Source organism: Methylobacterium sp. WL18, assembly GCF_008040015.1.
GTDB classification, from domain to species: Bacteria; Pseudomonadota; Alphaproteobacteria; order Rhizobiales; family Beijerinckiaceae; genus Methylobacterium; species Methylobacterium mesophilicum.
In genome coordinates this window covers 1-14,052 of record NZ_VRVD01000067.1, presented here as the reverse complement: position 1 = coordinate 14,052, position 14,052 = coordinate 1, and the positions used below count along the sequence as shown (strand labels likewise).

The following is a 14,052-nucleotide window of genomic DNA, read 5'->3' as shown; positions in this document are numbered from 1 at the left end:
GAATTATAGCAAATCGATCGCCATACAATAACTTCTGATCGACAGTGTGTGATCTAACGACGGGCAACGAATTCGTCTGAAATTCATCTTCCCACAAGGCTCTGGTGAGGTGAAAATGCCGAGTAAGAAGCTCGAGTCACGACAGATGGACAGATCGCTCTTCAAAAACAGACCCTCTCCGCGGGCCATTCTTATTGTGAATGAGCGAACAAAGCTGACCGCAAATTATGTCAATGCGATCGCTGGATCGATCTTCGCCGTTGGTGGACTGGCGCCGATCTTTGCAGTCTTGTACACATCGAGTCCGCCGAGCGTTCCGATCCCCGGGGTTGTTTGCATCGCGATTGTTTGCTGGATCGCGAGCGCGAGCCTACATTACGCTGCGCGGCGCTTCCTGAAGGAGTTGGTGTCATGAGCATCGTGAATCTCCTCGTCCTGCTGAGCGTTCCCGCGGCAGCGCTCATCCTCGGGTTTGGGGCGCTTCATTTTGCGAAGCGGGCCGACGAGCCCTGAATGCGGCGAGCTTCCTCAGGCTCGTATCGAATGCCAGCCCGGCGGGTTGATCGCGAACTGAACGATCGCATGCATCACCTGCCGTTTGTGCCACCGGCGCTCCCGCGCTAGACGGGCCGCGTCATGTCTCACAACACCTTCGGCCACCTGTTCCGCGTCACGACCTTCGGCGAGAGCCACGGGGTCGCGCTCGGCTGCGTGGTGGATGGCTGTCCGCCCGGCCTCGCGCTGGAGGCCGACGAGATCCAGGCGGAGCTCGACCGCCGCAAGCCCGGCCAGTCGCGCTTCACCACCCAGCGCCGCGAGCCCGACCAGGTGAAGATCCTGTCCGGCGTGTTCGCCGACGACCGCAGCGGCGGGCGCCAGTTCACCACGGGCACGCCGATCGCGCTGATGATCGAGAACACCGATCAGCGCTCGAAGGATTATTCCGAGATCCGCGACAGCTACCGGCCCGGCCACGCCGACTACACCTACGATGCCAAGTACGGCATCCGCGACTATCGCGGCGGCGGCCGCTCCTCGGCCCGGGAGACCGCGGCCCGGGTCGCCGCGGGCGCGGTGGCGCGCAAGGTGATTCCGGGCATCACCATCCGGGCCGCCCTGGTGCAGATGGGACCGCACGCCATCGACCGGTCGCGCTGGGACTGGGAAGAGGTCGGCAACAACCCGTTCTTCTGCCCCGACCCCGAGACGGCCGCCCTCTACGAGACCTACCTGGACGGGATCCGCAAGGACGGCTCCTCGGTCGGCGCGGTGATCGAGGTGGTGGCCGAGGGCGTGCCCCCGGGCCTCGGCGCCCCGGTCTACGGCAAGCTCGACGCGGATCTCGCCGCCGCCATGATGTCGATCAACGCCGTGAAGGGCGTGGAGATCGGCGACGGGTTCGCGGCCGCCGCCCTGCGCGGCGAGGACAACGCCGACGAGATGCGCAGCGGCAACGGCGGGCGCCCGCGGTTCATGGCCAACCATGCGGGCGGCATCCTGGGCGGCATCTCCAACGGCGAGCCGGTGGTGGTGCGTTTCGCCGTGAAGCCGACCTCCTCGATCCTGACGCCGCGCCGCTCGGTGAACCGCGACGGCGGCGAGGTCGACCTGATCACCAAGGGCCGCCACGATCCGTGCGTCGGCATCCGCGCCGTCCCGGTGGCGGAGGCCATGATGGCCTGCGTGCTGGCCGATCACTATCTACGTCACCGCGGACAGGTGGGAGCCGCCTGACGCGCCGCAGCCGAGGCCGATCGCCCCGCGATCGACCGACCGCTTCGGAGCCACGATTTCACAGGCTCGCCCGCGCCGGACCCTTCATCCGGCGCGGCGGCGGGCGATCCGGGCCTTTCCACCCCGCCTGGGGCGGAGAGATGCGAGACGAGAGAGCGATCCGTGCCTTATTGCACCGTTACCGAGGCCATCGCGGCCTTCGCCCGCGGCGAGATCGTGGTCGTCACCGACGATGACGACCGTGAGAACGAGGGCGACCTCGTCGTCGCCGCCTCGCTCTGCACGCCGGAGAAGATGGCGTTCATCATCCGCAACACCTGCGGCATCGTCTGCGCGCCGATCACCCAGGACGAGGCCCGCCGGCTGCATCTCGACCCGATGGTGGCGTCGAACGACGCGCCGCTCGGCACAGCGTTCACGGTCACGGTGGACACCAAGCACGGGCTGACCACCGGCATCTCTGCGGAGCAGCGCTGCAACACGGTGCGGGCGCTCGCCAACGGCAACATGGGCGCAGGCGACTTCGTCCGCCCCGGCCACGTCTTCCCGCTGATCGCCCGCAACGGCGGCGTGCTGATGCGCTCGGGCCATACCGAGGCCGCGGTCGACCTGTGCAAGCTCGCCGAATTGCCCCCGGTCGGGGTGATCTGCGAGCTCGCCAACGACGACGGCACCGTGATGAAGGGCCCGCAGATCGAGGCCTTCGCCGAGACGCACGGCCTCAAGCGCGTCTCCGTCGCCGACCTGATCGCCTACCGGCAGGCGCGGGACCGGCTGGTGGAGCGGGTCGGGCATTTCACGGTCCATTCCAACCACGGCGACGTGACGGCCTACGCGTTCTCCACGCCGTTCGAGGCGATCCAGCAGTTCGCCTTCGTGATGGGCGAGATCGGCGACGGCCGGGACGTGCTGGTGCGGCTCCATCGCTCCAACGTCGCCGCGGACGTGATCGGTGGCGGCAAGCAGATCGACGCCGTGCTCAAGCGCTTCGCATCGGAGGGCCGCGGGGTGCTGGTCTACCTGCGGGACGGGACCGCCGGTGTTCCCCTGAAGAGCGCCATGGAGGAGGGAACGGAGGCCCTGCGCGCCCGCCAATGGCGGGAAGTCGGCCTCGGCGCGCAGATCCTGCGCGACCTCGGAATCGTGTCGATCCGCAACCTCGCGACCTCGGCGCGCTCCTACGTCGGCCTCTCGGGCTTCGGCATCGAGCTGCTGGGCGACGAGCCGTTGGAGGGGTGATCAGAGGCCGGACGCGCCTCAGGCGCGGCGCGCGATGGTCCAGATTGCGGCGCCCGCCATGATGGCGGCGGCGCCCCTGTTCACCCGGGCGCGGAAGGCAGGTTCGCTCAAGGAATCCCGCGCCCGTGCCGCGAGGGCGGCATAGGGCGTCATCACCAAAGCGAGCACCGATCCGGTCAGGCCGACGAGTGTGGCGTAGTCCCCGGCCGTGATGGTGCGAAGGTCGACCAGCGTCGGCAGCACGGCGAGGTAGAAGACGATCGTCTTGGGGTTGGCCAGGGTGACGGTGAGCCCGGCGACGAAGCTCGCGAGCGGCCGGTCGGCCGGGCCGCCCTCGATCCGGTCGGTCCGGCCGGCCGAACGCCAGAGCCGGACCGCCAGGATGGCGAGATACAGGCCGGCGCAGAGCCGGACGACCACGAACAGTTCGCCCAAAGTCTCCGCGATCAGGGCCAGCCCGAACACCGCCGCGGACAGGAACGTGAGGTCGCCCAGGACCAGCCCCACCGCGAAGGCCATGGCGGCCTTGAAGCCCGAAGAGAGGGCGCGCGCGACCAGGGCGACGACGCCGGGGCCGGGCACCGCGGCCGCGACGCCGAGCGCCAAGGCGTAGGTGAGGAAGCCGGCCGACGTCATCGCGCGGAGCCCGGGTCTGACGGGCTTGCGGCGGCCGGGCGGGCCGCCTCCGGTCTCGCGCCGATCATTCTCTGTGACATCGCGCGATTCGCCTGGCCGTCGGTGGACCCGACTATGGCGTGCCGGATGCCGACGGCAACCGGACACGCGAGGGGTCTACCGGTCAGCCGTTTCGAGGTGTTTGCGGCAGCGGACTACCGCGCCTGCCCTACGACGCCTTGTCTTTGCAGAGGCCGTTCTGAGAACGACACCGTCATCCCGGGGCCGCGAAGCGGAGCCTGGGATCCAGAACCGCTGTCGGATCAGAGGCCTGCACCGTCGGTGGCTCTGGATCCCGGGCTCGCCTGCGGCGCCCCGGGATGACAGGGCGGATGCGGATGCCGATGCCGAAATCTGGGCCTCGTGGAAGGGGGATCTCCGCACGCGGTCTCCCTTCCAGGTCCGTATCGTCCCTGCAGCGATTACCCCTGGCGAGGATCGCGCGCGCGTCATCGGATCTGGGCTGCCATCCAAACACCTTCAAAGGGTTGGGACTAAGCGTTTCGGATGGCGCAGGCCAAGTCCGACTGCATGCGCCCACCTCTCGCCGGCATGACAGCCGAGAAGGCGGCGTGGAGGACAGAGACGGGTCGCAGAGGACTATCCTTACTCCACGGATCCCAGGTTTCCGCGGACATTTCAGCCGCTACCCTGTCATCCCGGGACGCCGTAGGCGAGCCCGGGATCCAGAACCACGTACGGCGCAAGTCACTGATCCGACACTGGTTCTAGATCCCGCGCTCCGCTTCGCGGCCCCGGGATGACGAGGCTGTTTTCAGAACGCCCTCGGCAAAGACCAGGGGTCGCCGGCCCAGCGGGACAGTCCGATGCCGACCTTTGCTCGAACATCTCGATAGGGCTGGGCCTACCGGCCCATGAGCGCGTCCACGTGGGCGGACACGGATTTGGCGAGGCCTTCCAGGCTGTAGCCGCCCTCGAGCACCGAGACGATCCGGCCGCCGGCGGACCGCTCGGCCAGGTCCATCAGCTTGCGGGTCGCCCACCCGAAATCCTCCGCTTCCAGCCGGAGATTGGCCAACGGGTCGAGGCGGTGGGCGTCGAAGCCGGCCGAGATCACGATCACGTCGGGCCGGAAGGTCTCCAGCCGCGAAAGGATGCCGGCCTCGAACGCCTCGCGGAACACGGCACCGTCGTCGTTGGGCCGCAGCGGCACGTTGACGATCGTGTCCTTCTCGCCCCGCTCCGAGGCGGCACCGCTGCCCGGATAGAGCGGCATCTGGTGGGTCGAGCAGTAGAGCACGCTGGCATCGTCCCAGAAAATGTCCTGGCTGCCGTTGCCGTGATGCACGTCCCAATCGACCAGTGCCACGCGCTCGGCGCCGTGCTTCTGCCGGGCGTAGCGGGCCGCGATGGCGGCGTGGTTGAACAGGCAGAAGCCCATCGAGCGCGTCCGCTCGGCATGGTGCCCAGGCGGGCGCATCGCCACGAAGGCGTTGCGGCATTCGCCGGCCATGATCGAATCCAGGGCATGGTTGGCGCCCCCGATTGCCCGCAGGGTCGCCTCAAGGCTGCCGGCAGACAGGATGGTGTCGGCATCGATCCCGACCATCCCGTGCTCTGGGACCGCGGCCACCAGCGCGTCCACGTATTCGCGCGGATGCGCCAGGGTGGCGACCTCGATCTCGGCTCGGGGCGCTGCGACCCGCACCAGGCCGGCGAAGCGCTCGTCCTCCAGGGCGCGCTCGATCGCACGCATCCGCGCCGGCCGCTCCGGGTGGCCCTCCGGCACCTCGTGGTCGAAACTCGCGGGATGGCTGACGTACAGGGTGGTCACGACGGTCGCTCCCGGATGCGGTCCTGTCGCGCGCCTGCAACAGGAGCCGGCAATGTGCCATGGGCGGAACGCGCGGACTACGGCTGCGTGCCCGCCCTGATTATAGTTGCTCGAATCTTCCGCGGGCGCATTGCGGCCGGGCCGCATGCCCGGCGGCGCGGAGGATGCGCGAGAACAACCGCATGCGTGTCATCCCGGCCATCGCCTGCGTCGTCCTGCTCGCGGGCTGCACGTTCAAGGCCGTGCCCGACCCGAAGGTTTCGGCCCGCGATGCCGAGTTCATGGCGCTCGTGCCCGACGCCGAGTTCGATCCGCACTTCGCGCGATATCAGGTGAGCGACTTGACCGGACAGCCCCCGGGCACGATCGTCGTCGAGACCAGGGAGCGCCAGCTCTACCTCGTGCTGCCGGACGGCAAGGCGATCCGCTACGGCGTCACGGTGGGTGACGAGGCCTATGGCTGGACCGGGACAGCCACGGTCAGCCGCAAGGCCGAGTGGCCGGCCTGGAACCCTCCGGCCGAGATGATCAGGCGCTGGCCGCACGTTCACGCCATGCAGGGCGGACCGATGAACCCGCTCGGCGCGCGCGCCCTCTACCTGTCCGATCACGGGAAGGACACGCTCTACCGGATCCACGGCACCAACGAGCCGGAGAAGATCGGACAGGCGGTCTCGTCGGGCTGCATCCGCATGCGCAACATCGACGTGGTGGACCTGTTCGATCGCGCCCCGGTCGGAGCCACGGTCATCGTCCGGTAACGCAACTGGTCAACGTCCCAATAAGCCTGCTTGCTCGGTCCGTGTTTACCTGAACTTCCGTTCAGACCTTGCCGTTAACTTCCGGCAGGGGTGCCGTCCCGTAAGTTCAAATCACACCGGGACAAACACCGACCGCAGCAAAGGTCGGAGGAGCAGGCAGCCATGACCATGATTTCCGTTCAACAGTTCTGCAACCATGCCGTTTCCACTGGCGCGATCAGCGACGAGGACCTGCTGGTCCTCAAGCGCGAGGTTCTGCCGGAGGGGATCATGAGCCGCGACGAGGCCGACATGCTGATCGCCCTGGAGCGGGCCGTGATCGGCTCCGAGGCCTTCGCGGACTTCCTGGTGGCGTCGGTGGTCGACTTCGCCGTGTGGGGTCTGCGCCCGACCGGCTACATCGACCGGGACGTCGCCGCCTGGCTCGCCAGCTCGCTCAGCGGCCGGGACGGCCCGAGCCCCGTCGGCGCCCGGATCGCCATGGAGATCGTCCGCGAGGCGGAAGGCAGCGCCGAGACCCTGATGGCCTTCGCGCTGGACGCCAACCGCTGGACCCGCGAGGCGGCCCAGGCTCCCCGCCTCACCTTCGCGCTCGCCGCCTGACGGACCCTTCGACCGAGGCGCAGCTTCCGTCCGCGGCGCAACTGATCTATCGGGACAGTCAAGCCGGTGTGCAATCCGGCGATCTCGAAAGTGATGCGCCAGCGATGTTCGAAAAGATCCTGATCGCCAACCGGGGCGAAATCGCCTGCCGGGTCATCAAGACCGCCCGGAAGATGGGCATCAGGACGGTGGCAGTCTATTCGGACGCCGACCGCGATGCGGTGCACGTCGCGATGGCCGACGAGGCGGTCCATATCGGCCCCGCCGCCGCGGCGCAGTCCTACCTGGTCATCGAGAAGATCGTCGAAGCCTGCCGGCAGACCGGCGCCCAGGCGGTCCATCCCGGCTACGGCTTCCTGTCCGAGCGCGAGGCCTTCCCGAAGGCCCTCGAGGCTGCCGGCATCGTGTTCATCGGCCCCAATCCCGGCGCCATCGCCGCCATGGGCGACAAGATCGAATCCAAGAAGGCGGCCGCAGCCGCCAACGTCTCCACGGTCCCGGGCTTCCTCGGCGTGATCGAGAGCCCCGAGCACGCCGTCGAGATCGCCGACGGCATCGGCTACCCGGTGATGATCAAGGCGTCGGCGGGCGGCGGCGGCAAGGGCATGCGCATCGCCCATTCATCGGGCGAGGTCGCCGAGGGCTTCGCCCGCGCCAAGTCCGAGGCGTCCTCGTCCTTCGGCGACGACCGGGTGTTCGTGGAAAAGTTCATCACCGACCCGCGGCACATCGAGATCCAGGTGATCGGCGATAAGCACGGGAACGTGATCTATCTCGGCGAGCGCGAGTGCTCGATCCAGCGCCGCAATCAGAAGGTGATCGAGGAGGCGCCGTCGCCGCTGCTCGACGCCGAGACGCGCCGGAAGATGGGCGAGCAGGCCGTCGCCCTCGCCAAGGCCGTGAACTACGATTCCGCCGGCACGGTCGAGTTCGTCGCCGGCCAGGACAAGTCGTTTTACTTCCTGGAAATGAACACCCGCCTCCAGGTCGAGCATCCCGTGACCGAGATGATCACCGGCCTCGACCTCGTCGAGCTGATGATCCGGGTCGCGGCCGGCGAGACGCTGCCGCTGACGCAGGAGCAGGTGAAGCTGGACGGCTGGGCGGTCGAGAGCCGCGTCTACGCCGAGGATCCGACCCGCAACTTCCTGCCCTCGATCGGACGCCTGACCACCTACCGGCCGCCGGAGGAGGGCCGTCAGGGCACCGCGATCGTGCGCAACGACACCGGCGTGGAGGAGGGCGGCGAGATCGCGATCCACTACGATCCGATGATCGCCAAGCTGGTCACCTGGGCGCCGACCCGGGCCGAGGCGATCGCCGCGCAGGGCGACGCGCTGGACGCCTTCGCGATCGACGGCATCCGCCACAACATCCCGTTCCTCTCCGCGCTGATGGCGCATCCGCGCTGGCAGGAGGGCGAATTGTCCACTGGCTTCATCGCCGAGGAGTTCCCGAACGGCTTCGTCGCCCCGGAGCCCGCCGACGCGGTGGCGGTCCGCATGATGGCCGCGGCGGCGGCGATCGACCACAAGCTGAACCAGCGCAAGCGCGGCATCTCCGGGCAGATGCGCGCCCCCGGCCTGTTCGCGTTCGAGCGGGACCGCGTCGTGATCCTGGCCGGCCAATCCTACGCCGTGACCATCGAGCCGGAGGGCGAAGACCTGATCGTCACCCGCGACGACGGCACGGTGCTGTCGGTGGCGAGCGCGTGGCGCCCGGGCGAGCCGGTCTGGATCGGCACGATCGGCTCCGAGCGCGTCGCCATCCAGGTGCGCGGCCTGCTGAACGGCGTGTTCCTGCAGCATGCCGGCGCGGCGGCCGAGGCGCGGGTCTACACCCGCCGCGAGGCCGAACTCGCCGCGCTGATGCCGGTGAAGGAGCAGGCCGGCTCCGGCAAGCAGGTGCTCTGCCCGATGCCGGGCCTCGTGAAGCAGATCCTGGTCACCGAGGGCCAGGAGGTGAAGAACGGCGAGCCGATCGCGGTGGTCGAGGCGATGAAGATGGAGAACATGCTCCGCGCCGAGCGCGACGCCACGGTCGCGAAGATCCACGCCAAGGAAGGCGACAGCCTGGCGGTCGACGCGGTGATCCTCGAATTCGCCTGATCGCAGGGCGCTCGTCGTGAGTGCGGTTCACAACGAGCAGACGAAGCTCCTGGCCACCGCGCTGAACAACATCGCGGTGGCGTACGTCGTCATCGGTTTCGTGACGCCGATGACGGCGGCGAGTTTCGGGGTCGCCACCGCGCCGATTCTGCAGCTCGACAGGGCGCTCTTCACGGTGGTTTGGTTGTGTACCGGTGCCGCACTACATTACGGTGCGAGGCGTTGCCTGCGGAGCCTGAAGCCATGAACTACGATTGGCTTTTCATCACGTTCGGTATCCCGGCTATCACGCTTGCCATGGCGTACGCGGCCGTGCGCGCGAATGAACGTTCGGCGCGCCGCCTCGATCATCCGCCCGGGGAATGATGTCTCCCGCGGCATCCCGGACGCCTTCGACGACACCATGCCCCTCTACTTCGCCTACGGCGCGAACATGGATGCCGCCGCGATGGCCCTGCGCTGCCCGGTCTCGCGGCTGATCGGGGGCGGCTGCCTCAAGCGGCACCGCTTCATCATCATGCGCGAGGGCTACGCCTCGGTGGTGCGCGATCCCGCCCGGGTGGTGCACGGGGTCCTGTGGGAACTGGCCCTCGACGACATCCCGGCGCTGGACCGCTACGAGGGCGTCGCGGGCGGGCTCTATGCCAAGGCGACGCTGCCCGTGACCACGGCCGCCGGCACCAAGCGCGCCCTGATCTATCTCGGCCGCTCCACCGCGCCGGGCCGGCCGCGGCCCGGCTACCTCGATGCCGTGCTGGCGGCCGCCCGTGCCGCCCAGCTTCCGCCGGCCTATATCCGCGACCTCGGTACCTGGATGCGCGGACCGCCCACCTGAACCGGCGGCACTTGGTACGCAACCTGCTTGCTCGCGATCGACCGGGGCGGCGACACCAGCCTTTCGCCCCGGCCAGCTGTCGTGATTGCGCAGCGTGCCCTTCGGTCAACGGCGATCGGCGGCCGCGTGCGCGGGAGAGGTTCGCATGTCCTATCTGGCGCCCGCCGATTTCGTGAAGAAGGCCGTCGATGCCGGTGAATCGAAGGTCTTCATGGCCACCAAAGACACCTTCATCCGGGCCTACATGGCCGGCGCGATCCTGGCGCTCGCGGCCGCCTTCGCGGTGACGATTAACCAGACCACCGGGCAGCCGCTGGTCGGCGCGCTGCTGTTCCCGGTCGGCTTCTCGATGCTGTACCTGCTCGGCTACGACCTGTTCACGGGCGTCTGCGTGCTCACCCCGCTGGCGCTGATCGACAAGCGCCCGGGCGTCACCGTGGCCGGCATCGCCCGCAACTGGACGCTGGTGTTCTTCGGCAACTTCGCCGGCGCACTCACCACCGCGCTGATGATGGCGATCGTGTTCACCTTCGGCTTCGCCACCGAGCCGAACGCGGTCGGCAAGGCGATCGCCGGCATCGGCGAGGCGCGCACCCTCGGCTACGAGAAGTACGGCGCCGCCGGCATGCTGACGCTCTTCGTGCGGGCCATGATGTGCAACTGGATGGTCTCCACCGGCGTCATCGGCGCGATGCTGTCGACCTCGGTGCCCGGCAAGGTGATCGCCATGTGGATGCCGATCACGGTGTTCTTCTTCATGACCTTCGAGCACTCGGTCGTGAACATGTTCCTGTTCCCGTCGGCGATCCTGATGGGCGGCCACCTGACCGTCATGGATTACCTGTTGTGGAACGAGATCCCGACGCTGCTCGGCAACATCGTCGGCGGCCTCGCCTTCACCGGCCTGATGCTCTACTCGACCCACGTCCGGACGGGCGAGACGCGTTCGGCCCCGGTCGGCGCCGGCGTGCGTCGCCCGATGGCGGCCGAGTAATCTGTAGGGCGGCCCGCGCCTGTCGCGCGGGCCTGTTTCGAGGCGGTGCCAATCCGATGAGCGCGACGCGCACCGTCTCCGTGATCGTCAAGGGACGCGTCCAGGGCGTGTCCTACAGGGCCTGGACCCAGGCCGAAGCGCGCGCGCTGGATCTGACCGGCTTCGTCCGCAACCGCGCCGACGGCTCGGTCGAGGCCGTGTTCGGCGGGCCGCCGGATGCGGTGGACCGGATGGTCGCCCTGTGCCGCTCCGGCCCGCCGCACGCCAGCGTCAGCGAGGTCATCGTGCAGGAATGCGGCGACCCGCCAGACACGCGCGGCTTCGACATCCTGCGGGGCTGAGCCGGGCGGGTTCTGCGGGGCGGGCCGGACTGGTATGGCCGTGAGGCCGTATCCGATTCCGCTCCTGCCGCTCCGAGATCATGACCGACCCGACCACCGGCAGCGCCGCCTTCTCGCCCCTCGATATCGGGGCCCTGGTGTACTTCATCCTGGCCTGGGTGGCGTACGGCCTGTCGGTCGGGCGCCTGCGCGGCCGGATGGTCTCCCTCAGCCAGATCATGAACGTCCACCGCTCCAACTGGGCGCGGCAGGTCATCGGCCGCGACAACCGGGTGGTCGACACGCAGATCAACGCCTCGCTGCAGAACGGGACCGCCTTCTTCGCCTCGACCTCGCTGATCGCGCTGGGCTCGGTGCTGACCCTGTCGCGCTCCGGCGACGACGTGCTGAACCTGTTCGCGACCCTGCCGTTCGGCACGGTGGCGAACCGGACCACCTGGGAGCTGAAGGTCGCCGGCCTCGCCTTCGTGTTCGTCTACGCGTTCTTCAAGTTCGCCTGGGCCTACCGGCTGTTCAACTACGCGGCGATCCTGCTCGGAGCGGTGCCGTCGAAGGGGTCCGGCGTCAGCGACAGCGAGATGCTGCGGGCCGTCCGCCGGGTGGCGGCGATGAACGTCAGCGCCGGGCGCCATTTCGCCCGGGGGCAGCGCGCGTTCTTCTTCGCGCTGGCCTATCTCGGCTGGTTCATCAGCCCATATGTGTTGCTCGCCTCGACAACCGCCGTGGTCACCATCATGTGGCGTCGACAGTTCGCCTCGGAGATCCGCAAGGCGTTGCTGGAGGCCGGTGAAGGGCCGCACGAGGGTCCGCTCCTGGCCCCCGCCGAGGAGGCACGGATATGACCACGACCAAAGCGGACGAGGCGGCGATCGAGGAGACCCTGCTGGGCCTCGTGGCCGAGCGCGGCGCCGGCAAGACGATCTGCCCATCGGAGGTGGCCAGGGCCCTGGGCGGTCCACACCCGGACGGATGGGGGCCGCTGATGCAGCCGGTACGCCGGGTGGCGGTGCGGCTCGCCCATGCGGGTCGCGTCGCGATCCTACGCAAGGGTAAGCCGGTGGATCCGGACGACTTCCGGGGGATCTACCGGCTGGCGCTGCCGGGTGCGGCGACCGGCTCCGGCCCGGGCAGCCAATCCGGCGTGTAGCCTGCGAGCCGATAGACCACGAGGCCGATCCATTCCTTCACGGCAAGATCGAGCTGGAGGAGCCCCTCCGAAGCGAAGCCGTGGAAATGGGCGACGTCGCCCCAGCCCCGGGTCCGGTAATCCACCGGGAAGGCATCGACGGTAAAGCCGGCCTGGCGGAAGCACCCGATCGCCCGGGGCATGTGCCAGGCCGACGTCACGAGCAACCAGCGCTCGCCGGGCTTCGGTTGAACCAGCGCAGCGGAGAACATCGCGTTCTCGTAGGTGTTGCGCGATCGGTTCTCGAGGATCATGCGCGTCCGCGGCAGCCCGATGACATCCGCCTGGCGACTGACGATGTCGGCCTCCGAAATGCCGCCCCCGATGAAGCCACTGCCGCCGGAGAAGACCAGCCGGGCCCCGGGGAAACGGCGGGCGAGGTCGGCGAAGTAGATCTGCCGCTCGCCGGCATCGTTGACGATGACCTGATCCCGCACCTCGGACGGACCCGCTTCGATGGCACCGCCGAGCACGACGATCCCGGTCGGTGCGGATCCGTCGTCCGGGTACGGCGCGAAGCGCTGCTCCAGCGGCAACATCGCCATGTCCGACAGCGGTGACAAACCGCCCAGTAACAGGCCGAACAGGCCGAGACCGGCGAGACCCAGACCGGAGCGTCGCCGGCGCGTCACCGCCACCAGACCGAGGCCGATCAGGACGGTGAAGAGGCAGAAATTCGATGGGGTGATCAGAAAGTAGACCACCTTCGAAAGCGGGAAGAACATGGCGACGCCCTATAGCATCGTTCCGAAAGGTGGCCGCCGGCTTTCGGAAAAAGACGATGCGGATGAATAAGTTAGCCCATCGTGCCGGTTCCGGTATCCGGCACGATGCGCTAAGCCGGCTTTGTCTCGGCCTCGAACCTGGCCAGGGCTGCGGCGTCCGGCGGCAGCAGGCTGGCGAGGTTTTCGCCCTTCTCGACCTCGCGCTGGATCCACAGGTCCAGGCGCTGTTGCTCGACGGCCTCCAGGGCGACCTGCTCGGCGAGGTCGGCCGGCAGCGCGACGATCCCGCCGGACCCGCAGACCACGATGTCGCCGGGATGGATGGCGGCCCCGCCGCACGAGACGGGTTCCTGCGCGCCGACCAGGGCGAGGGTCTCGCTGCCGGCCTCCTGCGCGCACCAGACCGGCAGGCCGGCCGGATCCGGAAGGGCGCCGTCGGTGATCAAGCCGGCGACGCCGCGCTGGGCGAGCCGTGCCGCCACGATCACTCCGAAGGGGAGGGCGAGTCCGGAACCCGCGGCATCGATCACCAGCAGGGCACCTTCCGGAACGGCGTCGATCGCAGCCGCGAGGTCGCCGGCGGCATCGTTTCGAGCGGGAATCATCCGGAGGGTGTAGGCCGGACCGATGGCGCTACCACCCCGCCCCGACAGGCCGCGTGGGCTGAACGCCTTGATCCCGGCACGCGCCAGTGCCCGCGCCAAGCTGGCCGGCGTTACGGCGGAGAGCGCATCGCGCAGGGTCGGGTCGATCGCCATCGGGATGTTCCGTGAGGGGCCGCCGGACGGATCGGCGCGGTGCCGTCAAGGTGGATCGCGCGGACGTGCCGACAAGGCCAGAAGGTGCGGGTCGCCTCTCCCGTGCGGGCTACGACGTGCACAACCCTCAGTCTGGTACCGTGCCGGTCCCGGTAGATCCTGGTCCGGAAGGCCAGGTGCGCGCTCCCTCCCCCCTCTGCGGGGGAGGGTGGGCCGGCCGTCAGGCCGGGTCGGGAGAGGGGAGCCCGGCTTCAAGATAAGGCAGAGCAGGTGTGAGGGCCGGAGCTTTCTCCTGCTC

At 68.7% G+C, this 14,052-nt stretch carries 16 protein-coding genes; 12 read left to right on the top strand and 4 right to left on the bottom strand.

Features of this window, described 5'->3' with window-relative positions:
* The first annotated feature begins 636 nt into the window (after window positions 1–636).
* Together aroC and ribB are read left to right on the top strand one after the other, a co-directional pair.
* Entirely contained in the window at window positions 637–1,734 is a 1,098-nt protein-coding gene (gene aroC, locus FV228_RS08560; protein ID WP_147854221.1) for a chorismate synthase, read from the top strand.
* A 162-nt stretch (window positions 1,735–1,896) separates the two neighbouring features.
* Window positions 1,897–2,973 (top strand): 3,4-dihydroxy-2-butanone-4-phosphate synthase, encoded by a 1,077-nt coding sequence (gene ribB / locus FV228_RS08555; protein WP_147854220.1) that lies wholly within the window; start codon window positions 1,897–1,899, stop codon window positions 2,971–2,973.
* Window positions 2,974–2,991: 18 nt separating this feature from the next.
* Here ribB and FV228_RS08550 read toward each other — a convergent pair whose 3' ends face one another.
* Entirely contained in the window at window positions 2,992–3,609 is a 618-nt protein-coding gene (locus FV228_RS08550) for a LysE family translocator (RefSeq protein WP_147854219.1), read from the bottom strand.
* 904 nt (window positions 3,610–4,513) lie between these two features.
* Window positions 4,514–5,443, bottom strand: coding sequence for a histone deacetylase family protein (locus FV228_RS08545; RefSeq protein WP_147854218.1), 930 nt, complete (start codon window positions 5,441–5,443; stop codon window positions 4,514–4,516).
* A 182-nt stretch (window positions 5,444–5,625) separates the two neighbouring features.
* On the opposite strand from FV228_RS08545, the gene FV228_RS08540 reads away from it, so the two are divergent.
* The 10 genes from FV228_RS08540 (at window position 5,626) to FV228_RS08500 (ending at window position 12,232) form a co-directional block, all read left to right on the top strand.
* On the top strand, window positions 5,626–6,204 hold the full coding sequence (locus FV228_RS08540; protein WP_147854222.1) for a L,D-transpeptidase: 579 nt from the start codon (window positions 5,626–5,628) through the stop codon (window positions 6,202–6,204).
* A gap of 162 nt (window positions 6,205–6,366) precedes the next feature.
* Entirely contained in the window at window positions 6,367–6,807 is a 441-nt protein-coding gene (locus FV228_RS08535; RefSeq protein ID WP_147854217.1) for a hypothetical protein, read from the top strand.
* 104 nt (window positions 6,808–6,911) lie between these two features.
* Window positions 6,912–8,915, top strand: coding sequence for an acetyl/propionyl/methylcrotonyl-CoA carboxylase subunit alpha (locus FV228_RS08530; protein ID WP_147854216.1), 2,004 nt, complete (start codon window positions 6,912–6,914; stop codon window positions 8,913–8,915).
* Between the two features lie 16 nt (window positions 8,916–8,931).
* Window positions 8,932–9,162, top strand: coding sequence for a hypothetical protein (locus FV228_RS08525; protein ID WP_147854215.1), 231 nt, complete (start codon window positions 8,932–8,934; stop codon window positions 9,160–9,162).
* A complete protein-coding gene (locus FV228_RS34775; RefSeq protein ID WP_268868313.1) occupies window positions 9,159–9,281 on the top strand; it encodes a hypothetical protein in 123 nt (40 codons plus the stop codon). Before FV228_RS08525 ends, FV228_RS34775 begins: the two co-directional genes overlap by 4 nt.
* Window positions 9,282–9,318: 37 nt before the next feature.
* On the top strand, window positions 9,319–9,750 hold the full coding sequence (locus tag FV228_RS08520) for a gamma-glutamylcyclotransferase family protein (RefSeq protein WP_147854214.1): 432 nt from the start codon (window positions 9,319–9,321) through the stop codon (window positions 9,748–9,750).
* Window positions 9,751–9,895: 145 nt separating this feature from the next.
* On the top strand, window positions 9,896–10,744 hold the full coding sequence (locus FV228_RS08515) for a formate/nitrite transporter family protein (RefSeq protein ID WP_050733449.1): 849 nt from the start codon (window positions 9,896–9,898) through the stop codon (window positions 10,742–10,744).
* Between the two features lie 56 nt (window positions 10,745–10,800).
* A complete protein-coding gene (locus tag FV228_RS08510; RefSeq protein WP_147854213.1) occupies window positions 10,801–11,085 on the top strand; it encodes an acylphosphatase in 285 nt (94 codons plus the stop codon).
* An 80-nt stretch (window positions 11,086–11,165) separates the two neighbouring features.
* Complete coding sequence (locus FV228_RS08505) at window positions 11,166–11,927, top strand: DUF599 domain-containing protein (protein WP_147854212.1); 762 nt, start codon at window positions 11,166–11,168, stop codon at window positions 11,925–11,927.
* The gene (locus tag FV228_RS08500) at window positions 11,924–12,232 is read left to right on the top strand and encodes a DUF3253 domain-containing protein (RefSeq protein ID WP_147854211.1); all 309 of its coding nucleotides are present in this window, start codon (window positions 11,924–11,926) and stop codon (window positions 12,230–12,232) included. Before FV228_RS08505 ends, FV228_RS08500 begins: the two co-directional genes overlap by 4 nt.
* On the opposite strand, the gene FV228_RS08495 is transcribed toward FV228_RS08500, so the two are convergent.
* The gene (locus tag FV228_RS08495; RefSeq protein WP_147854210.1) at window positions 12,169–12,996 is read right to left on the bottom strand and encodes a YdcF family protein; all 828 of its coding nucleotides are present in this window, start codon (window positions 12,994–12,996) and stop codon (window positions 12,169–12,171) included. The genes FV228_RS08500 and FV228_RS08495 overlap by 64 nt on opposite strands.
* Window positions 12,997–13,106: 110 nt before the next feature.
* Window positions 13,107–13,754, bottom strand: coding sequence for a dimethylmenaquinone methyltransferase (locus FV228_RS08490; protein ID WP_147854209.1), 648 nt, complete (start codon window positions 13,752–13,754; stop codon window positions 13,107–13,109).
* Between the last annotated feature and the right edge of the window lie 298 nt (window positions 13,755–14,052).